Consider the following 22,062-nt stretch of genomic DNA (forward strand, 5'->3'; position numbering starts at 1 on the left):
ATCATGACAAAACAAAAAGTATTAATTCCGATCAGTGCCATCGTTATCTTGATTGTAATGATCATTATGATGGCGGGCGGCTTTGACAATAAAGTTGCGCCAAGCACATCAAACGACGAATTGCAGAATGTGCAAACTGTCACTGTTGAACCTTATGTGCATATTGAACGGCTATGGTTGCCAGCAAACTTAATTGCCAGACAAAACACCCAAGTTGCGAGCCGTATTTTAGCAAATGTCACGTCAGTGAACGTAAGAGCTGGCGATATTGTTAAAGCCGGAGATGTGATTGCTGAACTTGATAATCAAGATTTAAAAGCACAAGTAGGGCAGATAGAGGCTCAGGTGGAGGCGGTTTCTGCGCAATTAACGCAAGCCACACTCCAGTTAAAACGCAATAAAGCGCTGCGTGAGCAAGGGCTTATTTCAGTAAATGATTTAGATACAGTGCAAGCTACTTATGATCAACTACGTGCCACTAAACTCAGCTATGAGCAACAATTGGACCAAGCAAAAGTAACCTTAACCTACAGTAAAATTGTTGCGCCTATTGCGGGTAAAGTGGTTGATCGCATGGTAGAGCCTGGTGATTTAGTTAACCCTGGGCAAGCTGTTGTTGCACTTTATAATCCAACCAGTATTCAAATAAGTAGCTTTATACCTGAAAGTCAGGCGGTTAATTTGTCGTTAGGACAAAAACTACAAGTTGAGTTATCAGCACTGAATCAAGTGCGTGCGGCAAGGGTAAGTGAAATTGTGCCGCTCGCTGACAGTGCTGCACGCAGCTTTGAAGTAAAGCTTGATTTAGCGGGCGATAATATCGACTTAACAGGACTGATGCCGGGCATGTATGCCAAAGTTGGTATTGATAAAGATGCGCGCGGCGTGATTGCAATCGATGCGCGTTATATTCAGCAATTTGGGCAGTTAGCTAAGGTGTCAGTGCTTGAAAACGGTAAAATCAGCGAGCGTTTTGTGCGTTTAGGACAACCCTTAGAAAACAACTTAATTATCATTACCTCAGGTTTATCTGGCGGTGAAAAGTTGGTGATTTAGTACTTTGATTAGTATTTTAAGGCTGCACTTTGCAGCCTTTTTTGTATCGCTATTGCCACATCACTAAAATCGCCGCTATGGCAATTAGTAGCAGGCCAAGTAATTCATTTTTACTCGGTGTTTGTTTAAGCCAGAAAATGGCAAGTAAAATAGTAAATAGCACTTCAATTTGCCCGAGCGTTTTAACATACGCTACATACTGTAAACTCATGGCGCTAAACCAACCAATAGAGCCAATACAGCTTGTAACACTAATGGCAAAGGTTGTGGGTAGGTGCTGTTTTAATTTGCTAAAGGTGTGCTTTTCTTTAAGCGTGATATGTATTAATAAAATCAATGTTTGCACACTGAGCACCCACAATAGTACCCAAGCTGCACTGTGTGGAAATGGTAAATTAAGCGCAATGCTCGCTTCGCGCACCGAAAGTGAAGTAAGTGCAAAAGCACTGCCACAGCTAAGGCCGATGAACACGGTCTTGAGTTTAAACCCTTGAGTAAATCTTAATCCGCTTAAAACAAAAACGGCCAATGCGCCAAGCAAAACGCCAAACCAGCCAAGCAAAGTCAACTTACTGCCGAAAAAGAGCGCGCCTAAAATCGCAGCGACGAGGGCTTCACTTTTTGCAAGGCCTGCACCTATGGCAAAGTTCTGCTGCTTGAAAAGCACCACCATCAGTGCCGTTGCTAAAATTTGCATGCCTGCCGCAACCCCGACATAGGTTAAAAATTTAGCATTAAATGCGGGTATCTCGATGGGGTCAAATTGATACAGCACAATGAGGTAAACCAGTGCAATTGGGGTAGCAAATAAAAACCGTGCTAGCGTTACTCCTAGCGTGCTGACATGCTTACTTAATTTGCTTTGCAAGCCATTGCGAAAGGTTTGCATAAAGGCGGCAAGCACCGTAAAAAAGACCCAAAGCATAGATATACCTTTTGATTGAAAAATGTATTTTATCAGTTGAAAAGAGAATAAAGGTCGCGGTTTTTTGAATAGGTGAAAAAAATTCATTAAAAGTGCGACATTTTGTCGCAGGCGAATTTTTTGTCTTTTTTTATAATAGGTTTTGTAGCTTGCCCTTTGCTACACATTTTCCACATGATGCTATTGTTGATTTGCCGCAAGTTTTGCGGCTTATTTTTTCATACCTCGGCTGTTTTTTATTCTAGATCAAAGTTTTTTTATCCAAAAATTCTAAGCTACACCCAGCTTATCAAAGCGCACTGTTTTTTATTAATGTTTGAATCAACCCCTGATTTGGTTTAGCACAACAGCAAGGAATTGTTATGAATACCAATAAATTATTAGAGTTCTCTTTGGAATACTTAGACGTTATCTTAACCACGCTATTTTTCATTGCGACAATGTCTTACCTAGCAATGAATGGTATGGAAAAAGCGTTGTTACCAGGCGGTGTTATTGCAAGTCTTTATATGTATGTTCGCTTTAGGAAGTAATTTGGCTGCGGCTAATCGCGCAGTACTTGCCGGGTTCCAGATTAAGCTCGGCAAGTGTTAACTTTGCAATTCTCACTCTTTTTAAATCTGTTACATAATTGCCACAAAACTTTGTCATTTTGCGTATTTGCCGATTAAGGCCTTGCGTTAATATAATGCGATATTGCGTTTCATTTAATTGCTCAACAATACATGGCCTGGTGATTTCACCTTTTACCGGCACGCCCGCCATCATTTGTTGGCAGAATTCACGAGAAATAGGCTTGCTGGTGGTAACTATGTATTCTTTTTCTTTATCAAAATTAGGGTGATTTAACTGATGGCATAATTCACCATCATTAGTGAGCAACAATAGGCCGTGTGAATCTTTATCTAAACGGCCGATAGGAAATAATCTGATGTGTTGTGGTAGCAGGTGAATCAAGCTGCTTGGGTCGCTTGGTATTAATTTGCAATCAATACCGATAGGCTTAAAAATTGCGAAGTAGTGTTTGTCATGTTGTGCAACAACCTTCTGACCATCGAGTTCGATAAGATCGTCACCGTCAACATGGTCAATATGATTAGCTAACGCACCATTAACACACACACGTTTGTCGTCAATCAAGCGAGAGGCTTGACGCCGAGAACAGATCCCAGCGTCAGCAATAAATTTAGCGAGGCGAACTTTGCTCACAAGATTTAGTTAATTGAGGTTATTTGCAGGCTCATACTGTCGGCATCCACTACTTTGATACGTGTGCCTTTATCTATTTGGCCTTCAAATTTTACTTTCCAAAAAGTATCGCCAATTTGAATACGACCTTGTCCACCAGTTAGGTCATGTTCTACAACTAGTTCACGACCAATTAAGCTTGCCGCTCGTTGGTTCAGTGGACCATGATCTGAACGGTTGTTAAATTCTTTAAAGTATTTCCAGTAAGCAATTGAAAAACCAAGTGCTGCGATGGCAAATAAAATTAACTGAGTTTGCCAAGAAATATCGCTAAATAGGGCATTGATAATCGCTAATAAAAACGCAGCAATCGCTGTTCCAAGCAGAAAGCCTGATGCGCCAAGTGCTTCAGCACCAAGCAGCAGTAATCCAAGTGATAACCAGTGCCAAGGCTCTAAATTATTTAATAGCTCTATAATCATAACTGCTCCAAAAACACTGCACAGTCTGTGCTGTGCAGTTGTTAGTATACATCTATGTAAGGTTTATTTCTTGCCAAATGCTTCTTTTGCAATTTCGGCAACACCAGCGATAGAACCTAACATATTGCTTGCTTCAAGTGGGATCATCATCACTTTGTTGTTATCAGACTCTGCTAATTTGCCCAGTGATTCCATGTATTTTTGTGCAATAAAATAGTTAATTGCACGTGAGTCACCGTTTTGAATTGATTCTGACACTAAGCGTGTTGCTTCAGCTTCCGCTGCTGCTAAACGTTCACGTGCCTCAGCCTCGCGTTTAGCTGCTTCGAGTGCGCCTTCTGCTTTCAAAATTTCGGCTTGCTTTTGACCTTCAGCTACTTTGATTGCTGCTTCACGTTCACCTTCAGCTTCTAAAATATTGGCACGCTTTTCACGTTCGGCTTTCATTTGGCGCGCCATGGCATCGACCAAGTCCATTGGTGGTGCGATATCTTTGATTTCGATACGGGTAACTTTAACACCCCAAGGATCAGTTGCTTCATCTACTTTTACAAGCAGTGAACCATTAATTTTATCTCGGTTAGATAACATTTCGTCTAGTTCCATTGAACCCAAAACCGCACGGATGTTGGTCATTACCAAGTTGCGCATAGCGCGTTCTAAGTCGTTAACTTCATATGAAGCCTTAACAGGGTCTAGCACTTGATAGAAACAAACTGCATCGGTAGTTACCTGAGCATTATCAGATGAAATAACCACTTGTGGTGGTACATCTAATACTTGTTCCATCATATTTTGCTTACGACCAATAGTATCTACAAGTGGAATAATAAGTTGCAAACCAGGTGTTAGTGTTCGCGTGTATTTACCAAAACGTTCCACTGTGTAGTTAAAACCCTGCGGTACCATTTTTATGCCAAGCATAACGAGGATAAAGACTACGGCAAGGCCAATTATTATTGTAATATCAAACTGTTCCATTATTAGCTCTCCTGTTTAATTGACTTCAATTTAACGTTTTTTGAGCTGAAATAACAGATTTAATGATAAGTGGATAATAATGGTGTTGGACGGTATTTGTTTTTTTAAAGCAATATTGCAAGCTAGAAAAAGAAAGATTAAAAGGAGAGTGTAATGGATTTATTATTTGTTGGAATTAATGGTTATGTCATCGCAATCAGCAAAGGAGATGGCAGAGAAGTATGGCGCACAAAACTGAAGTCAGGCAGCATTACCGTTGTGAGTAGTGATCACAGTCGAATTTATGCAGCTGCATCGGGGCATTTATTTTGTTTAGATAAAGCCACTGGTAAGCAGATATGGACTAATTCGTTAAAAGGTTTGGGTTACGGCACATGTATTATAGATGTCGGTAATCACGCTGCGTCTGTGAGCGGGGTTGTTGCGAGTAATGTCGCTGCCACTGCTGCGGCATCAACGGCCGCTACAGCAGCTGCAATAGCGGCATCAGGAACAGCCTCTGCGGGAGATGGCGGCTAAAAGAAATAGTTTAGTGTTGCGCGAACATTACGACCCGCCTGTGGATAAGGGTGTAATGTAGTGCCACCTTGTTGATAGCTTTTGTCTAGTAAGTTATGCGCTGTGAGCGACACACTAAAATCATCCAAAATCTGATAATTAATTGCCGCATCAAATAAAATCACATCATCTACTTGGTTATTAGGGTCGTTAAAATTAACCCCTTGATCTGGGTAAGGATCAGTGATTTCTTGCCCATTGGAAATGATATGAATTGGAGACTGTTGTTCACTTATGTATCGCACAGTGAAACTGGCATCTGCATTATCGTTTAACTGCCAACTCGTGATGAAGTTGGCTGTTAAGCTTGGTACATTATTAATTTTATCATCTGTGGTTGCAAAGCGCTCAGAATCAATCACGGCTTGATAGCCAAGTGTTGCATGCCAAGTAACGTCGCGTTTTGTTAAACGTGACTCCACTTCAACTCCCCACGTGGTTAACTCACCTGCATTTGAGTAATTAGGCTCGTTTGCACCAGCATTATTATCGCGAAAGATAAAGTCATCTAACTGGTTATAGAAGACATTTACTGCACCGTAAAACTGGTGTTCAGCAAGTTTAATGCTAGGCGTAAACTGTAGTGATGATAGTTTTTCAGGCTTAAGCGTTTGTGCACCTCGGAAAGAACCTAATGTACTGAAGCGATTCCAGTAAGTCGCATCAACAAATGACGTTGCATATGAGGCTTTGAAATTATAGCCATCTTCACTTTGGTAAATGATTGCGAGGCGCGGGCTCAAGTCGTTAATGTTATCGCTACCGGTACGTTTTTTTTGATCAAACCGTGCACCAACATTGGCAAGCCAATTTGCTGAAAAACGATATTTCACCTGTGCAAAGGCTGAGTAAATTGATTCACTGCTTTCTTTGATTAAAGGCGTTTGTTGGTCAGCCGGAAAGTAATCCTCCCAATTTAGCGAAACCGCAAAATGAGAGTTTGTGATTTTCATATGGTCTAATTGCAAACCAATTAAATAATCAACGTTATCAATGCGTTTGCTGACATGTGTTAGCAACCCTGAGGAAAGCTCTTGCCAGTTAACACTTGCAGCTTGATTAGATGCTGGAGCCGTGACGACAACCGAATCAATTTTATTATCATCAAGGTAGACTTCTTGGTGCCATTGCCAATTAAATATTGCATCTTGATGCGAGAGATTGATATGTGTTGAGGCGTAACCTAAGCCAGGCCCCGTGCCTGAGTGTTTGCGAATGTTGTCATAATTGTATGCTTCGCCACTTATGCCACCTGCACTAAATGGTTCAATATAGTGAGAGCTGCGGGAGTTAGCTAGCAATCGCCAGTCTTGATAAATGACTTTTGCCCCTAAATCATAGGTGTTTTTGTCTTGATATGACCCTAAATGGGCATATGCGTCTTCTCGTGGCGTTGGTGAATAGTTATTTTGTGGTGAAATGTTTAAACGTTCACCTTTAGCTGAAAAGTACTGTGCCCATGCCAGTAAGTCCCAGTTTTCACCCTGTGTTCCTAGCGTTAGGCTTGCTTGTTTATGGCCTTGATTACCGGCAGTAATTGCAATTTGAGACTGTGTTAATTCACTGCCCGTTTTTAAGATAATATTTACCGTAGCTGTGAGAGCAACATTGCCATAAATAGAACTAGAGGGCCCTCGCAGCACCTCAATTTGTTTTATTTTATCAAGACTAATGGCGTAGTCTGGAGAAGCCATTGAATAGCTTCGACTGTTAAGGCGATGGCCATCAATTAAAAATAGAATTTTCTGCTGTGATGAGGTGAAAACACCTCGGGCAGCAATGTTTTGTTCGTTCTGATCTTCAACATGTGTCATGTTTGGCACATATGCCAGTAACACGTCTTTGATATTGCGCGCACCAGCCTGCTTAATCATATTCGCGGTAATTACCGTAACGGGCACTGGCGCTTCACTTAAGGACTCTTTAGTAAGAGAAGCAGAAGAAACTTCTACATTAATCAGTTGTTCTAAAGAAAGGTCGAATAAATCATTATTGTAATTGGCATAAATGAGAGACGAATTTAACGTTAGCAGCATAGTGCTGGAAAATAATATCCATTTATGAATTGTAGTGTTACTAGCTAAACTCATCTCGTTACTCTTTCGCATTTGGGTCTACATCAATTTACGAAACCAAATAAAAAAGCCAATAGGGTGATGCAACATCTTGCCATAATTAGAATTTCACGCAAGCTTATTGCAATGGCTTTTGCTCGCCAGACATCATGCCTCGAGTGAATGTTGCGTTATGCCAAAGTAACAATTCGCCTTCTTCACCACGTTTGATAGAGCTATCAATCGCGATCACTTTGTTCTTGAAACGTGTTTCAATGGTTGGCATGGAAGTATGGCCAACAATCACTTTGGTTGCATTTAATTGTTTTAGTATTGATGAAACGTGAGCTTCTTCCAAGTTTTCATCTCTAAAATAGCCGCGATACCAAATAGGGCCATTTGAACTATGTAGCGATAGCCATATTGGATTGTCTTTTAGAGCGTTTTTACTCAGCCCAATGGTTTTACGGAATTCATTATTTGCTTGTTCTAAGCTTAAATTAAGATCAAGGAACTCTTGATGAATACCGCCATGTAGAAAAACAAAGCCATTGATTCTGATAATTGTAGATTTGCTACGAAGCCAACGACCCAAAACGCTTTGCTCGCTGTATTGTTGGCGTAAATCGTTATTGAAATGAGATACGGCATGAACGTATTTAGGGTGTAAATAACGCTGATCATCGCGTAATACCATATATTCATGGTTACCTAGTAAATAGTGTAATTTACCGCCAGCTGCAGCTGCTTGCTGCTCTAGTTTAAATACCAGCCATAAAGCTTCAGTAACGGTATCGCCACGGTCAAAAATATCACCTGTAATTACCAAATGGCCTTTGCCATAAGACCAATTTAAATGTTGGTCGATGATGCTATTATTTTGCAGTAATGTTTTGAAAATATCGAATTGGCCATGAAGATCACTAATCGCTGCAATGTTTTCTACATTGTGATAACTATCTATTTCGTTGGCTGAAAAAGTTTGGCTGATAGCCAAAGTACCTGAATATTCAGAGACTTTTTTGGTGTTTTCGAGAATATCAATTTGCTCTATTTTGTTATTTTTATAAAACAAATAAGGGCCATCGTTGTAAAGCGTTTGGGCTAATGCTCGATTGGCAAAAAGTGAACTGAATAGCATTAGAGTAGTAAGAACAAAGCGAATCATATGATAGTTTTATCAATTAGAATTATTGTCTGTTAAGAGTGGCTTTGAATTTATAAGCAAGCAACTCTTTCATGCTCTTTTTTATATCTATTCTATATTTTTATTCAATACGATAGTTGTTTTTCATTAGAGTTGTTGCCGAGCGTATTCAAGGTAACTAGCAAGGCTTTCTTGCCATATTTTTTTTAGCTTTTCGCTATCAAAAACCAATCTTTTATTTAGCAGATCGCGCTCGCACTGTTTGAGTGCAAGGCCAAAACGGTTAAACCCTAATTGTAATGCTGTGCTTGCTAAGCGATGAAGAGTTCGAATAGTTTCATCTGTGTGCTTTTCAAAATCATTTTCACAACGGGCAAGTTTATCGCGAAGCGACATAATAAATTCATCATAAATTGCATTAAACTCATCTTGGGCGAAGGAAGCACTTAAACTATTAGCAGCAGCACTATCAAATAGAACATCCTCAACCTGTTGATTGGTTTGTATATAGACTTGTTGCTGTGAGTTAAAAATGGCCTGGCGTAATTTTTCGAGGCGGATTGGCTTGCCGACAATATCTTTAATTCCTAGTGTTAAATACTCCTTTACTTCATCAGGGCTTAAGCTCGCAGTAAAAGCTAAAATAGGTGTTTGGCTATTTTTATGTTGTGAACTGGCTATTGTTTTAACCACTTCTTGACCTGAGAAATCAGGTAAATTCATATCGAGTAAAATAAGGTCAAAAACCTTACTCTTAACCATTTCAATCGCTTCTTTGCCGGTGCTTGCCAGGGTAACTGTATGTTGATCCATTGCCATAAATTCAAGCGCTAGTTTTTGATTAAGAGGTAAATCTTCAACTAATAATACATTTAAGCCAGTTAGCGTATCAGTGTTCACTTTACTTTGTTCCACTAAGCTAAGTTCACCTAAACTAAAGCGAATATCAAAGCTAAACTGACTACCTAGGCCAAGCGTGCTTGCTATTTTTAGTTCGCTATCCATTTTATTGAGTAAGCGTTCGCTGATGGCTAATCCAAGGCCTGTGCCGCCTTTTACTTTGCCTGCTTCACTCTGTACATAAGGCTCTTTGAGTTGGGCTATTTCTGATTCGGCAATACCTGGACCTGAGTCTGAAACTGTAAAACGTAATTTATGCTCAAGCGGCGCCTTTTCAAGCACCTCTACTGATAAGGTGACTTGCCCGCTATCGGTAAATTTTATGGCGTTACCGAGTAAATTGATAAGTACTTGTCTTACGCTTTGCTGATCAAAGTAATAGCATGCTTTATTTGGTAGTTGATTATTAAGCAGAAAATCAATGCGCTTTTGTTGAGCTAAAGGTCGATAAAGTAAACATAGGTTTTCCAGCCAAGGTGTGAGCTCAATATCTTCTTCTGTTCCCGACTCTGTATTTTGTTCAAGACGAGCATAATCAAGCACTTTACCAATGAGTAAGTTAAGTGATTCGGAGGAGTTAATGATTGCTTCACAATAGGGTTTCACTTTTGCATTGGGTGACTGGTTTAAAATCAATTGAGCGCTACCCATAATGCCATTTAAGGGGGTTCGTATTTCATGACTCATTGTCGATAAAAATAGCCCTCTCAGTTCTGCATCTTGTTGTGCTTTATCTTTTAATTCAGAAAAATGTAATGCTTTGCGCTCACTACATAAGTAAGCCATACCGAGTGCATAAAGTAACGGGCTAATAATGCCTGTAACCATAGCGCCAATTGCAAACCATGCATCACTGAAAATCTCAGATGCCTCAAGTGGCACTAAATAATAGGTACGTAGCGGATAAATAATAATAAATATTGCGGCATGGCAATAATAAATGTGTTTTGCAAAGCGGTGGTTAGAGGTATCGATGCTGGCAAAAACCCAAAGCATTACAGCACCTTCTAAAAAGCGTTGAAAATTGAAAATAACTAAGCGGTGGTGCACATTTGATTCAGCGTAGGTATACCAAGCAAACATAATGATGCAACAGACTGTAGTCAGATTAAAAAGCTTTATGACTGAGTTATTGATTGCAAAAAAACGTCTTAAAATGTGAATGCTTAAGATAGAGCAAGCTAACACAATCAAACTGGCTATACCCGCTTTAATATCGAAGATACGATAGAAGTAAAGTGAATAGGTGACTAGTGCAATCAGCATTAAGCTGGGTAAAAGCAGGTTTGTAAAAGCACCATCTACGTTTTTATTATCACGCCAGACCTGAAAGCTAATAAACCAAGATAGTAATAAAACAACGCCACCAACGACGTAAAGGGTATTTAAATCAAGCATAATAAGCGCTCTTTAACCTGCATGTTAATATGCTATCACTAATTAGGCTGGCTAAAAAAGCAAAAGGCAAACATTGCGTGTTCGCCTTTTAGGTTATTGGATTGGGATGTCTTAGCTAAGATTAGCTATGAAACTTTACAAAAGCAAGTACAATTATTTAACAAATAATTTACTTGGGATTGTGCGCGTAGCGTTCTTTATCCGTAGCTAAATCCAGCCGAGCAATAGCCTTAAAAGCATTATGCTTATATGCAAACTCTGAGGCTGACATGCCATTGCAGCGTAATACATCTTTTGCTTGATGTTTACGAAGGCCCGCTTGCTTTAAACGCTTTAGAATTAATAATGGATTGTCTTTTGCAATTGCAACGCAAAGACTTGAATCTGCTGAAGAGTCAGCGCTAACAACTGATTTTACTTTGCTGTGAGCTAAGCTCTGTGTACTTGTGAAAGAGAGTAATGCAATACCTGCTGTAAGTAGTAATGTTTTCATGTCGGCTTCCTTTTTAATGGCTTTGAGTACAGTGCAAGCAAAAGGTAACGTAAAAACTGCAATTTTGTGTTTGAAAATTATGATGCGATGTAAGTAATTATTTTTCAGTTGGTTGGTTAAAAATCATTCTATTTACACTGTGTAAAAGAAAATATGCTTTTCGTTATTGTTATTATTGAGAAAAGTGCAATTAAAATCCACTCAACACTTTAAGCAGGCCGACTACCGAAAACAAAATAGTAAATTGTGTAAAACGTAGTTAAAACGTTAATTTTTTGCGGTACCTGATTGCAAAATGATTTGTTACAGATTGCCTTATAAAGAGGGCTGTGAATTTAATCTCTACCTCTAAATTTGAACATAAGTAAGAGCGTAAAGGGCAATACGGCCTAGTGTAGCTTGCAAATTGGGTAGTCTATTCTTGCTCCTTGTCACTAAATAGTATTAAAACTCTAACACCTCCGCTCAGTTATTCTCTTATTGCATTAATTCCAGATGATTGTAAATTAAGCATTCTGGCAACAAATAAGTTCATCATAAGGAGATAAAAGGTGACTGACCAGGTAGTTGAAACAAACGAAAAACAAGATGCGTCGGCAAAGAATGGCGCGAAAATTAACTATGTACTTTACCTAGCTAGTATTATTTTAGGTATTACAGGTCTAATTGCTTTGATCATGGCATATGTTAATAAAAAAGATGCTCCTGAGTGGGTGCAAACACATTATCAATTCCAGATCCGTACATTCTGGATAGGATTACTTTATGCTGTAATCGGTGGTATTTTAACTTTTGTCGGAATTGGCCTGCTAATTCTTCTATTCTATGTAGTATGGTTAATTGTTCGTTGTGTGAAAGGGCTTAAAGCGCTTGATAAAAACGAGCCAATTGAAAACCCAACTTCTTGGATGTTCTGACCAAAACTCATTTTGGAGTAAAAAAAGGTGCATTTTGCGCCTTTTTTACTCTGTAGTTATAGGTTACCACTTCCAGTGAGAGGTCGTTATCGGCTTTGTTTTGTTTGATGATGGACTAAGATACCAAGCTTCATTCTCTGTATTGCTATTCAGCGTATAATCTAAAAAGGTGGCATATGCCTCACCAAGATCCGTATATTCTAGTGGCGGCAACCATTGCTCAGGAACAACTAACGCATACGGGTATCCAAGCTCATCTTTATACGCGCTATTTGATTCACCGCTGTTTGTTGAATGTGGCAGTAGTGAACTATTTCCAGAAAGGTGAATTTCATAACCTGAGCTCAACACATGCAGATAGGGATCATAAGGTGCATTTGGAATAGCACTTAAATCCAATGGCGTGTCTAAATTAAATGAAAAGCTAAATTTATGACCTTGAATGAGAGATTGTCCGCTCAATGTGTTTGCAAACTCACTACCGGTTACTTTCATCAAGGCTTTGGTATTGGCAAATAGCTTTAAATTAAGTTTGCCATTTACCGCTTCTAAACTTGGGTAACCAGCGACTTGATTAGAAGAGCTAGGTTTAAATAAATTAATGGTTGCATTACCAGAGACATGATTGCTAAAAGGTATATGCAGGTACCAGTCATGATCCACAGATGCCCCTCTGGCAATCATATACCCTACGCCAATGACTGCAGAAACTTGTGAGTTTCTAATACCAAAACCTACACGGTAGCCTACCACGAGATCATTAAAATCATAGTCACCGCGCAGTGGGTAGCGATCTTCGTAAGCCACAACAAAATAAGTAGTACTGCTTGGGTAATAAACCCATGAGTCTATCGGTTCTTCAATTTGTGAGTAAGCAACAACCAAGGGAGCTTCAGCTACACCCGGAGCAAGTTTTGCAAGTACTTGCGCATCATAAGGATTGACGATAGCGATATCTTCAAAGCCGCCGGTATAATCGTAAAATGCTTCTGGGTCGCCAAGTGATTTATTGGTTTGTTTTAAACGAACTACTAAAAATGCAGAGTCAACATTGGCTAACGAGTCAGTAATAACAACGGAGAGTAGACTATCAAACACTAAGGTTATGTCATTTAATGTTGAACTGCTTATACGTGATGAGCCTGTTTCGCCAATCATGGTAAAGTGAGAGCTGCGCGTGGTTTCATTGATTGGTGCGATTAAGCTGGTGGTAGCTGTATAAAACTCGCTATAGCGAGATTCAACACCATCGCGGACCACGATAAGTTCCACCGTATCTAATGCTACTCCTTGTGTTGAGGCTTTTTCTGTGCCACTGGCTGATTCATTAATGTCGACTGCAAAAACCAGTTTGTCGCCATGATCATTACGAAGCGATTCTAAATCAGCTGCATTGAGGTTGTTTTCGCTTTGAAGTGCGGTGAATAAATTAATATTACCATAGCCTTGTTTTATAGTGTCTTCGAACTGAACAGAATCAACAGCGAACGTGCTGAAACTCAAAAGTATAGCTATAAAAAGATAATTCTTCATAATGAAATCTCCCCAGTTACTTGTTGATCATCACTAAAATCTGAAAAGATGTCGTATTTTATTGTTTTTATATTATTTGGTACATGAATAGAAAAGACTCTCTGTGCAGGCACTTTCCCGAGGAAAAGGGTTTGCTCTGTATTGACATAAACTTTAATGTAAATGTTATTTCCGTTTAATGTAATTGATTGTAGGTCAATCTCCACATGATGTTGTTTGAACTGCGCAAAGTTTGCATTATCACTGACTGGGTTATCGATAAGTTTGTTCGACTTCACGCTAACGGGGGCAGGCATTGCTGTTTGCTCGTTGCTTGTACCACCACACGCTACAAGCAAAATACAGCATAGAGAATAGAGTTGATTTTTCATAAAAACCATCCTTCTTACCGAGTGTAATGAAGGAATTCAAGAACTGAGCCATTTTTATCTTATTGAATTATTGGAAATTGGATTATTTTAGTTTTTTTTTTGCATTGCATTTTGCAACGTTTTAAAAACCAATAATGGTGATTCGCCCTTGTGCTAGAGGAGGTGTTTGCAAAGAAATATCAAGTCTTCGATTGGCAGGGGTTTTATAAAGGTTTTCTAATTTAGGAAAAGTGTGGTCAATAAAGTTCGTATTTTTCAAGCGTAAACTTTTTCGGCTTTGATGATCGAGAAAAACAATCGCAGCTTTTTGCAAAATCTGTTGAGTGGTTTCCATTACATACTTGCTTGGGCGTTTAGATTTTATGACTCGTTGAATATGACCATTAGTGACGTTGGCATTACTCTTCGCTAATATACACGCTGCATAAAGATCTAATAATGCTACAGAGCGAATTTTTTGTGTTTCACTGTCTTCAAATACCGCCATAATGCAGGGCAGTTTAGATTCATCAAATACTTGTGGCTTAATAATGTTAACAGTGAGCTCGTTTGAAGTAAGTTTGACTAAACTCTTTTCTAGTTGCGCAAGATTAGGAAGTGCCAAGCCCTCTGAAAGCTCTTCTATTTCATCCAGAATAATTTCGCTTTGTTCGACTCCTTGAACCAATGGTAATAGCTTCTCATAAAGTTGTTCATCATCAAATGGCTTGCACAGTACAAAATCAGCCCCTGCCTGCTGAGCTTGCTTAAGTTGATTATCATCATCAATTGTAGTGATCATGCCAATTTTAGTGGCCAGCTGTTTTTTTCGAATGGCTTTAATGAGTGCGATACCACTGAGCTCAGGCATATTCCAATCGGTAAGCAAAATATGAGGTTGCCATTGCCCTATAATTGAGAGGGCATCAATTGGATTGTTGGTTTTTCTTATAGATAAATGACGATAACCAAACCCTTCGAGTGAACGTCTGACAATTTCAAGGGTAGCTTTGCTATCGTCTACAACTAGTATTCTCAATGTAGCTATCTGCGATTGTAGATAATCCGTTCAGTATAGTCGCAAAAAATAATCAAGACTATACTTCAATTGTGATTTGAGTGGAGATGTTATGAATATCCCAAGCTTAACTTCTTATAAAGTATTAGAAATATTAGCGCTTGATTTAGGTTTACTGATATTAGCTGGTTGGTTTGTCATTCTTTGGTTGATAATACGTGAGTTCAGAAAGTTTGCTCATAAAGCTGCTGGGTCAGCTCAGTTGGTTGATGATAAACTTATCTCAGAGTACCAAGACTCTATCGAAATGGCACTAAATTATAGCGCTGAAAATCGTGATACACTCGATGCATTGATTCGGGTTCAGCAGGGGCTTGAGAATCAACTCGCCAATATTAAAGCATCTACTTCAGATCATATCAGCAAAGAAGAAAAGGCATCGATGGATGACCTCAATGCCCGTTTAAAAAAAGCGCACAAGCTAATTCATAAACTCAAGGGTGATTTAGATACCAGTTTGAAAAAACTCAGAACCACCCGGGAAAAGCTGTATGCTCAGTATGATACAGTCGAGCGTTTGACCAAAGAGAATAAAAAAATTAGTGAGCAGTTTGAACAACTTGAACGGGAATATCTGCAGCTAACTTCAAATTCATTGAGTGCTTCAAATAGTGAAGAAAACAATAATCTAAAAAGAGCGTTGCAGCAGTATAAAAAGCAAATGGCAGAACAAGACCAAGTTATCCAACAATTAATGGCACAAGGCGCAGATAACACAGATGCAGGTGAGGCAAAAAAATTACAGCAAAAATTGTTAGAAGCCGAAGAGCGTTTAACGCATCTAGTGAAAGAAAAAGATTTTGTAGAGAAGAAATTTCTCGACTTGCTACAACAAGTCGAGAAAAAGTAATTTAGATGATATTGCGTTGCCTCAGCGCTTCAATAATGTGATTTACTGAATCGGCAACTGAATTAGCACCTGTATCAAGCGTAATTTCAGGTGTTTTAGGAGCTTCATAGGTGGAATCAATACCAGTAAAGTTTTTAATTTCACCTGCACGCGCCTTTTTATAAAGTCCTTTTGGATCACGCGTTTCACACACAGCTAACGGCGTATCTAGGAAAACTTCAATAAACTCACCGTGTTCCACTAGCTCACGTACCATTTTACGTTCAGCCTGAAACGGTGAAATAAATGCGCTTAGGACAACAAGCCCTGCATCAACCATTAACTTAGCTACTTCACCTACGCGACGGATATTTTCTTGACGATCTTCATCACTAAAACCAAGATCGCCACAGAGCCCGTGACGCACATTGTCACCATCGAGTAAGTAGGTATGAATGTCCATTTCATGAAGGGCGGTTTCGAGAGCATTGGCAACGGTACTTTTACCTGAGCCTGATAAACCTGTGAACCATAAAATGCATGGCTTATGCCCTTTTTGTTTTACCCGCGCAGATTTTTCAACATGATAGTTGTGCCAAACAATATTTTCGTCACTCATAATGGGTTCTACAATCCGTTAATTAAAATGGAAAAACAATCGGTATAAAGATCAACGCAGTAATTGAATATACTAACGACATGGGAACCCCCACTTTTATGTAATCTTTAATGTGATAGTTGCCTGCGCTATACACCATAAGGTTGGTTTGATAACCAAATGGCGAAATAAAACTAGCTGATGCGCCAAAGGCAACCGCCATAATAAATGGCAGCGGGCTGACACCAAAGCCAATCGCTAATGAATAAGCGATAGGAAACGAAAGCGCAGCCGCGGCGTTATTGGTGATGAGCTCAGTACAAAGTAAGGTCAAAAAGAAAATAACCACAAGGGCAGTATAGGGGCCAAATTGACCTACTAAACTTAACACAAACTCTGATATTTGAGCTGCCACGCCGGTATCGATCATTAATTTAGCAAGGCCGATGGCGCTGCCAACAATCACTAAAAGCTCAAGTGGAAAACGGCGTTTTACTTCACCAACCGAAACCACGCCCCACAGCATAAATGCAACAAGTAATACGATTAAGCCTTTTACAAGCGGCACAATGTCGAAAATACTAAGTGCAATAACTGCGATAAAGCCAGCAAAGACAGAGTGAGATTGTTTTTCATCAAGGTGACTTTGCAAGTCGAGCCCAGAGATATAAACAAATTCACGCTTTAGATTTTTATTTGACTGAAAATCACTGCTCGGCGCTAAAATAAGGCTGTCGCCAGCTTGTAACTGAATATTGGCAAAGCTGCCCTCTAAACGACTGTGGCCGCGGCGAATCGCCACTACAGCGGCTTTAAACTCTTTACGGAAATTTGCATCCTTGAGGGTTTGTCCAACCAGCGAGCTGCTGTGGCTAATTACCACTTCAACAAAATGCTCAACGGCCATTTCATGTTTATCGTGGATAACTTCTAATCCGTCAAACTGCTTCAATAATGGCACTGATTTTAAGTCGCCTGAAAACAGTAAAATATCACCGGCTTTAATTACTTGCTTTGGTGTAACAGCTGCAATGCGCTTTTCTCCGCGAATAATTTCCGCTAAGAAGATATCTTTTAATTCACGTAAACCGTTTTCTTCAACCGTTTTACCAATCAGCCTGGAGCTCGATTTTACTTTGCCTTCGAGGTAAAACGGTGTGACTTCTTCATCCGCTTCTTGATAATTAGGCAAAAACTTTAATAGCAGCAAAATAGCAATCAAACCGGCACTCAAAACCGCAAGTCCTACTAAAGTAAAATCAAAAAAGCCCAGTGGTGCCATACCAGCGTCAACAGCAAAGCCATTGACAATTAGATTGGTTGAGGTGCCAATTAGAGTGAGTGTACCACCGAGAATCGCGGAATATGACAAAGGTAAAAGTAACTTTGACGGTGCATGTGTTTTATTTTCTTTTACCGCAGAAATAAGACTAGCCACAACAGCTGTATTATTTGTAAAAGAGGATAAGAAGGCAGTTGACAAACCTAGTTTTGTTACTGATTTTGATAAGCTTCCTTTTGCTAAGGAAGTCGACAATTTGCGTACAAAAGCCGTTTTTTCGATGCCAATACTTATCAAAATCAACAATATTAGTGTGATTAAGGAAGGATTAGTGAAGTTAATTAGCACGCCTTCTAAATCAATCAGGCCCGCTAAATAACTTACACTAATTGCGCCAGCAAAAACCCATGCAGGTTTAAGTCGCGTGCCAAAAAGGCAGGCGACTAAAACAAACATGATAAGGCTAAGGCTGACTTGCTGATACATATTTATAGCTTTGAAATATCAATTGCTTGCCAGTGTGGGAAGTGTTTACGCACAAGTGCATTAAACTCAACTTCAAAGGCGCTAAAATTAGATGGTGCTTGTTGTGCATCGACAGTGTCAAGTACTTGTTCAATCATACCAGCCGCAACGGTTAGGTTTGACAAGCGATCAATCAAGATAAATGAGCCGGTTTCACGGTTTGCTACGTAAGCATCAGCGAGCACTTGCTCATCGATTTCGACAGTAACAATCGCGATTTCATTAAGCTGTAAACTATCTGCTTGGCCATGCGCTAGTGTATTCACATCGATAGTGTGATCAATAGCAACCACTTTCGCAGTTGTTTTCTTGGTTGCCAACTTAACATTGTATTCTTTGCCTAGCACTAACGGTGCTTCATGCATCCATACTAGCTTAGCTTGCAAGAGGTTTGAAATTTTAGCTGTACTATTAGCTGGCACAATAACGTCACCACGACTAATATCTATTTCGTCATTAAGCGTTAAGGTAATTGCCTGACCTGCTTCAGCATGCGCTAAGTTACCATCAAAGGTTACAATTTCTTTTACCGTAGACGTTTTGCCTGAAGGTAATGCTTTTACTGCTTCGCCAACGACTAATTCACCCGCAACTAAAGTGCCTTGGAAGCCACGGAAGTTTAGATTAGGGCGTGTTACAAGTTGAACTGGTAAACGCGCTTCAAACTCAGTATTAGCTGCAGCTGCAGGCGAATCTTCAAGTAATGCTAGTAGCGGTGCACCTGTGTAGTATGGTGTTTTATCAGAGCGCGTAACAACGTTATCGCCTTTTAAAGCTGACATTGGAATAAAACGAATGTCTTCTACATTTAGCTGCTCTGCAAAGTTTAAATAGTCTTGCTGAATTTTGTTGTAAACCGCTTCATCAAAATCCACGATATCCATTTTGTTGATTGCTACAACAAACTGTTTAATACCAAGCGAATCACAGATAAAGCTGTGACGTTTGGTTTGTACTTGAACACCATAGCGCGCGTCAACCAAAATAATGGCTAAATCAGCAGTAGATGCACCAGTCACCATGTTACGTGTGTATTGCTCATGCCCAGGGGTGTCAGCAATAATAAATTTACGCTTATTTGTCGAAAAATAACGGTATGCAACGTCAATGGTGATACCTTGCTCGCGTTCAGCTTGCAGACCATCAACGAGTAATGCAAGGTCAAGTTCTTCACCTGCGTTGCCTACTTTTTCGTTATCTTTATGAAGGGCTGCTAGCTGATCTTCATAAATTTGGTGGCTGTCATGCAGTAAACGACCGATAAGAGTTGATTTACCATCATCTACGCTACCACAAGTTAATAAACGCAATAAGCTTTTGTCTTGTTGACGTGCAAGGTATTGCTCAATACCTAATTCTCTTACTTCATTTGCTGTCGACATTAGAAATAGCCCTCACGTTTTTTCTTTTCCATTGAACCTGACGAATCGTGGTCAATAGCACGACCTTCGCGCTCAGATGATGTTGATAACAACATTTCTTCAATAATGCCAGTTAAAGTATTTGCTTCTGACTCAACTGCACCGGTTAGTGGGTAACAGCCTAGTGTTCTAAAGCGAACGGAACGCATCTCAGGTACTTCACCCTCTTTAAGTGGCATACGTTCGTCATCCACCATGATCAGCAGGCCATCACGTTCAACAACAGGGCGTTTGTCTGATAGGTAAAGTGGTACAATTTCGATATTCTCTTGGTAGATATATTGCCAAATATCAAGCTCTGTCCAGTTTGATAACGGGAATACACGAATGCTTTCGCCAGGGTTTACTTGGCCGTTATAGTTGCTCCACAATTCCGGGCGTTGGTTTTTAGGATCCCAGCGGTGGTTTTTGTCACGGAACGAATATACACGCTCTTTTGCTCGTGATTTTTCTTCGTCTCGGCGAGCACCACCAAATGCAGCATCAAAACCATACTTATCAAGTGCTTGTTTTAAGCCTTGAGTTTTCATAATGTCAGTGTGCTTAGATGAACCGTGGGTAAATGGGCCGACACCCATGGCAATACCTTCCGGGTTTTTATGCACAATTAGTTCAAAATCATATTCTGCCGCTAAGCGATCACGAAACTCAATCATTTCGCGGAATTTCCAATCTGTATCTACGTGCAGTAGTGGGAAAGGAATTTTGCCTGGGTAAAAAGCCTTGCGCGCTAAGTGCAATAACACCGATGAATCTTTACCGATTGAGTAAAGCATCACTGGGTTTTCAAACTCAGCCGCAACTTCGCGGATAATTTGAATACTTTCAGCTTCGAGTTGCTGAAGATGGGTTAATGCCATGATTTTGTCCTAAAACGTAAAGTTAATTCTAAATTTGTTATGCAGCGTTTGTGAGCAATTGACTGCTCGCCAAAGATGTCTGCTGTGAATTACCAAACCAAGCAAGCTCTTTGCTAAGGTTGGCAACTTCACCAATAATGAGTAATGCTGGCGATTTAATCTGTTCACGCTCAATTAAATTAGCCAAGTCATTGAGCTCACCTGTGACTACACGTTGCTCTTTGCGTGTACCATTTTCAATAATCGCCACAGGTGTCTCGGGTGCGCGCCCATATTCAATTAATTTTGCTTGAATATGCGGCGATTTTATCACACCCATATAAACAGCGAGAGTTTGATTTGCCTTTGCTAATGATTGCCAATCAAGCTCCTGACCTTCTTTCTTGCAGTGGCCGGTAACAAACTGGATTGCCTGAGCATAATCACGGTGTGTTAATGGAATGCCGGCATAGGCTGAACAACCTGCTGCCGCTGTGATACCAGGCACAATTTGAAACGCAATATTATGCTTGGCAAGCTCCTGAACTTCTTCACCACCGCGACCATAAATAAATGGGTCACCACCTTTTAAACGGCATACTTTTTTGCCTTGCTTAGCAAGAGAAACCAAAATTTGGTTGATTTCATCTTGTGGCACACTGTGATTACCTAAGCGTTTACCAACACATACTAACTCTGCGTCCTTACGCACCAAAGCCATAATTTCGTCAGATACAAGATAGTCGTATACAATAACATCAGCAGTTTGCATTGCTTGCAGTGCTTTAATTGTTAATAGCTCTGGGTCGCCTGGACCTGCACCAACAACAAATACTTCACCGCTTAACTGATTGTCACCGGCTAAGATGTTTTCAAATGTCCGTTCTGCACCAGCGATATCGCCTTTGGCAACTTGCGCGACAGCGTATGAAGTAAATGCTTTTTCCCAAAACATGCGACGTTTGCTAAAGCTATCTAACTGGCTTTTAACTTTATCGCGGAAGTTGCCCGCAAGTTCAGCCAACGGGCCAATATGCTGTGGAATAATGGTTTCAAGTTTTTCACGTAATCGACGTGCAAGCACAGGCGCTTTACCTGCGCTAGAAATCGCAATGGTAATAGGGCTGCGATCCACAATTGATGGAAAAATAAAGCTACACTTTGGTTGATCATCCACCACATTTACGAAGATATTTTTTGCTTCAGCGGCATCGAAAACTGCTTTATTAACAGTTTCAAGATCGGTAGCAGCAATCACTAAGCTTTGGTTGCTGATGTGTTGCTCTGAAAAATAATCATGTATCAGCGTTACTTTATTGCTGTTATTAAGTGTAATTAATTCAGCACAAAATTCAGGTGAAACAAGGGTTATGTTTGCATTTGCTTGCAACATAGCTTGGCATTTTCTATGTGCGACTTCACCACCGCCGACAATTAATACAGGCTTGTTCTCAAGCTTGGTAAAAATTGGAAAATAATCCACGAGTTGTCCCCTAAAAACGAATTTC

The 22,062-nt window shown here is 39.9% G+C and carries 21 protein-coding genes; 5 read left to right on the top strand and 16 right to left on the bottom strand.

The annotated features are described in order from the left end of the window. Positions 1-3 precede the first annotated feature (3 nt). The gene (locus ABYD77_RS01465; protein ID WP_372766303.1) at positions 4-1,056 is read left to right on the top strand and encodes an efflux RND transporter periplasmic adaptor subunit; all 1,053 of its coding nucleotides are present in this window, start codon (positions 4-6) and stop codon (positions 1,054-1,056) included. A 49-nt stretch (positions 1,057-1,105) separates the two neighbouring features. On the opposite strand, the gene ABYD77_RS01470 is transcribed toward ABYD77_RS01465, so the two are convergent. Further along, entirely contained in the window at positions 1,106-1,981 is an 876-nt protein-coding gene (locus tag ABYD77_RS01470) for an EamA family transporter (RefSeq protein WP_372766305.1), read from the bottom strand. A gap of 362 nt (positions 1,982-2,343) precedes the next feature. Here ABYD77_RS01470 and ABYD77_RS01475 point away from each other — a divergent pair, with 362 nt between their 5' ends. Continuing rightward, a complete protein-coding gene (locus tag ABYD77_RS01475; protein WP_372766307.1) occupies positions 2,344-2,514 on the top strand; it encodes a hypothetical protein in 171 nt (56 codons plus the stop codon). Here the strand turns inward: ABYD77_RS01475 and ABYD77_RS01480 are convergent. The 3 genes from ABYD77_RS01480 to ABYD77_RS01490 all read right to left on the bottom strand — a co-directional run bounded on the left by ABYD77_RS01480 (position 2,504) and on the right by ABYD77_RS01490 (position 4,632). Next, positions 2,504-3,190: a pseudouridine synthase gene (locus tag ABYD77_RS01480; RefSeq protein WP_372766309.1), complete on the bottom strand. Its 687-nt coding sequence runs from the start codon at positions 3,188-3,190 to the stop codon at positions 2,504-2,506. The two genes, ABYD77_RS01475 and ABYD77_RS01480, sit on opposite strands and share 11 nt — an antisense overlap. A 5-nt stretch (positions 3,191-3,195) precedes the next feature. Beyond that, positions 3,196-3,651, bottom strand: a complete 456-nt coding sequence (locus ABYD77_RS01485; RefSeq protein WP_274762732.1) for an NfeD family protein — start codon at positions 3,649-3,651, stop codon at positions 3,196-3,198. Positions 3,652-3,714: 63 nt separating this feature from the next. Continuing rightward, positions 3,715-4,632 carry an SPFH domain-containing protein gene (locus ABYD77_RS01490; RefSeq protein WP_372766311.1) on the bottom strand — a complete coding sequence of 306 codons (918 nt, stop codon included), beginning with the start codon at positions 4,630-4,632 and terminating at the stop codon, positions 3,715-3,717. Between the two features lie 153 nt (positions 4,633-4,785). On the opposite strand from ABYD77_RS01490, the gene ABYD77_RS01495 reads away from it, so the two are divergent. Continuing rightward, on the top strand, positions 4,786-5,151 hold the full coding sequence (locus tag ABYD77_RS01495) for a PQQ-binding-like beta-propeller repeat protein (protein ID WP_372766313.1): 366 nt from the start codon (positions 4,786-4,788) through the stop codon (positions 5,149-5,151). On the opposite strand, the gene ABYD77_RS01500 is transcribed toward ABYD77_RS01495, so the two are convergent. The 4 genes from ABYD77_RS01500 to ABYD77_RS01515 form a co-directional block, all read right to left on the bottom strand. Beyond that, positions 5,148-7,280: a TonB-dependent receptor plug domain-containing protein gene (locus tag ABYD77_RS01500; protein ID WP_372766315.1), complete on the bottom strand. Its 2,133-nt coding sequence runs from the start codon at positions 7,278-7,280 to the stop codon at positions 5,148-5,150. The genes ABYD77_RS01495 and ABYD77_RS01500 overlap by 4 nt on opposite strands. A 103-nt stretch (positions 7,281-7,383) precedes the next feature. Continuing rightward, positions 7,384-8,412, bottom strand: a complete 1,029-nt coding sequence (locus tag ABYD77_RS01505; RefSeq protein WP_372766318.1) for a metallophosphoesterase — start codon at positions 8,410-8,412, stop codon at positions 7,384-7,386. A 126-nt stretch (positions 8,413-8,538) separates the two neighbouring features. Further along, positions 8,539-10,689 (bottom strand): response regulator, encoded by a 2,151-nt coding sequence (locus ABYD77_RS01510; RefSeq protein WP_372766320.1) that lies wholly within the window; start codon positions 10,687-10,689, stop codon positions 8,539-8,541. A gap of 169 nt (positions 10,690-10,858) precedes the next feature. Further along, positions 10,859-11,182, bottom strand: a complete 324-nt coding sequence (locus ABYD77_RS01515; RefSeq protein ID WP_372766322.1) for a DUF3718 domain-containing protein — start codon at positions 11,180-11,182, stop codon at positions 10,859-10,861. A 551-nt stretch (positions 11,183-11,733) separates the two neighbouring features. Between ABYD77_RS01515 and ABYD77_RS01520 the strand changes: the two genes are divergently transcribed. Beyond that, the gene (locus tag ABYD77_RS01520; protein ID WP_372766324.1) at positions 11,734-12,099 is read left to right on the top strand and encodes a DUF4870 family protein; all 366 of its coding nucleotides are present in this window, start codon (positions 11,734-11,736) and stop codon (positions 12,097-12,099) included. Between the two features lie 63 nt (positions 12,100-12,162). On the opposite strand, the gene ABYD77_RS01525 is transcribed toward ABYD77_RS01520, so the two are convergent. From ABYD77_RS01525 to ABYD77_RS01535, 3 genes are all read right to left on the bottom strand, one after another. Then, positions 12,163-13,602: an LruC domain-containing protein gene (locus tag ABYD77_RS01525; protein WP_372766326.1), complete on the bottom strand. Its 1,440-nt coding sequence runs from the start codon at positions 13,600-13,602 to the stop codon at positions 12,163-12,165. A gap of 26 nt (positions 13,603-13,628) precedes the next feature. Next, on the bottom strand, positions 13,629-14,003 hold the full coding sequence (locus ABYD77_RS01530) for a hypothetical protein (RefSeq protein ID WP_372766328.1): 375 nt from the start codon (positions 14,001-14,003) through the stop codon (positions 13,629-13,631). 121 nt (positions 14,004-14,124) lie between these two features. Next, entirely contained in the window at positions 14,125-15,021 is an 897-nt protein-coding gene (locus tag ABYD77_RS01535) for a response regulator (RefSeq protein ID WP_372766331.1), read from the bottom strand. 91 nt (positions 15,022-15,112) lie between these two features. Here ABYD77_RS01535 and ABYD77_RS01540 point away from each other — a divergent pair, with 91 nt between their 5' ends. Then, positions 15,113-15,910 (top strand): chromosome partitioning protein ParA, encoded by a 798-nt coding sequence (locus tag ABYD77_RS01540; RefSeq protein ID WP_372766333.1) that lies wholly within the window; start codon positions 15,113-15,115, stop codon positions 15,908-15,910. A 1-nt stretch (position 15,911) separates the two neighbouring features. On the opposite strand, the gene cysC is transcribed toward ABYD77_RS01540, so the two are convergent. From cysC to cysG, 5 genes are read right to left on the bottom strand one after another with little or no spacing between them, the layout of a single operon-like run. Next, positions 15,912-16,508 carry an adenylyl-sulfate kinase gene (gene cysC / locus ABYD77_RS01545; protein ID WP_372766335.1) on the bottom strand — a complete coding sequence of 199 codons (597 nt, stop codon included), beginning with the start codon at positions 16,506-16,508 and terminating at the stop codon, positions 15,912-15,914. 22 nt (positions 16,509-16,530) lie between these two features. Further along, a complete protein-coding gene (locus ABYD77_RS01550) occupies positions 16,531-18,255 on the bottom strand; it encodes an SLC13 family permease (RefSeq protein WP_372766337.1) in 1,725 nt (574 codons plus the stop codon). A 2-nt stretch (positions 18,256-18,257) separates the two neighbouring features. Then, on the bottom strand, positions 18,258-19,676 hold the full coding sequence (gene cysN, locus ABYD77_RS01555) for a sulfate adenylyltransferase subunit CysN (RefSeq protein WP_372766339.1): 1,419 nt from the start codon (positions 19,674-19,676) through the stop codon (positions 18,258-18,260). Further along, positions 19,676-20,575: a sulfate adenylyltransferase subunit CysD gene (gene cysD, locus ABYD77_RS01560; RefSeq protein ID WP_372766341.1), complete on the bottom strand. Its 900-nt coding sequence runs from the start codon at positions 20,573-20,575 to the stop codon at positions 19,676-19,678. Before cysD ends, cysN begins: the two co-directional genes overlap by 1 nt. Positions 20,576-20,612: 37 nt before the next feature. Then, the gene (gene cysG / locus ABYD77_RS01565) at positions 20,613-22,037 is read right to left on the bottom strand and encodes a siroheme synthase CysG (protein WP_372766343.1); all 1,425 of its coding nucleotides are present in this window, start codon (positions 22,035-22,037) and stop codon (positions 20,613-20,615) included. Positions 22,038-22,062: the final 25 nt, after the last annotated feature.

The sequence above is a fragment of the Pseudoalteromonas sp. genome (genome assembly GCF_041629635.1).
Taxonomy (GTDB): Bacteria; Pseudomonadota; Gammaproteobacteria; order Enterobacterales; family Alteromonadaceae; genus Pseudoalteromonas.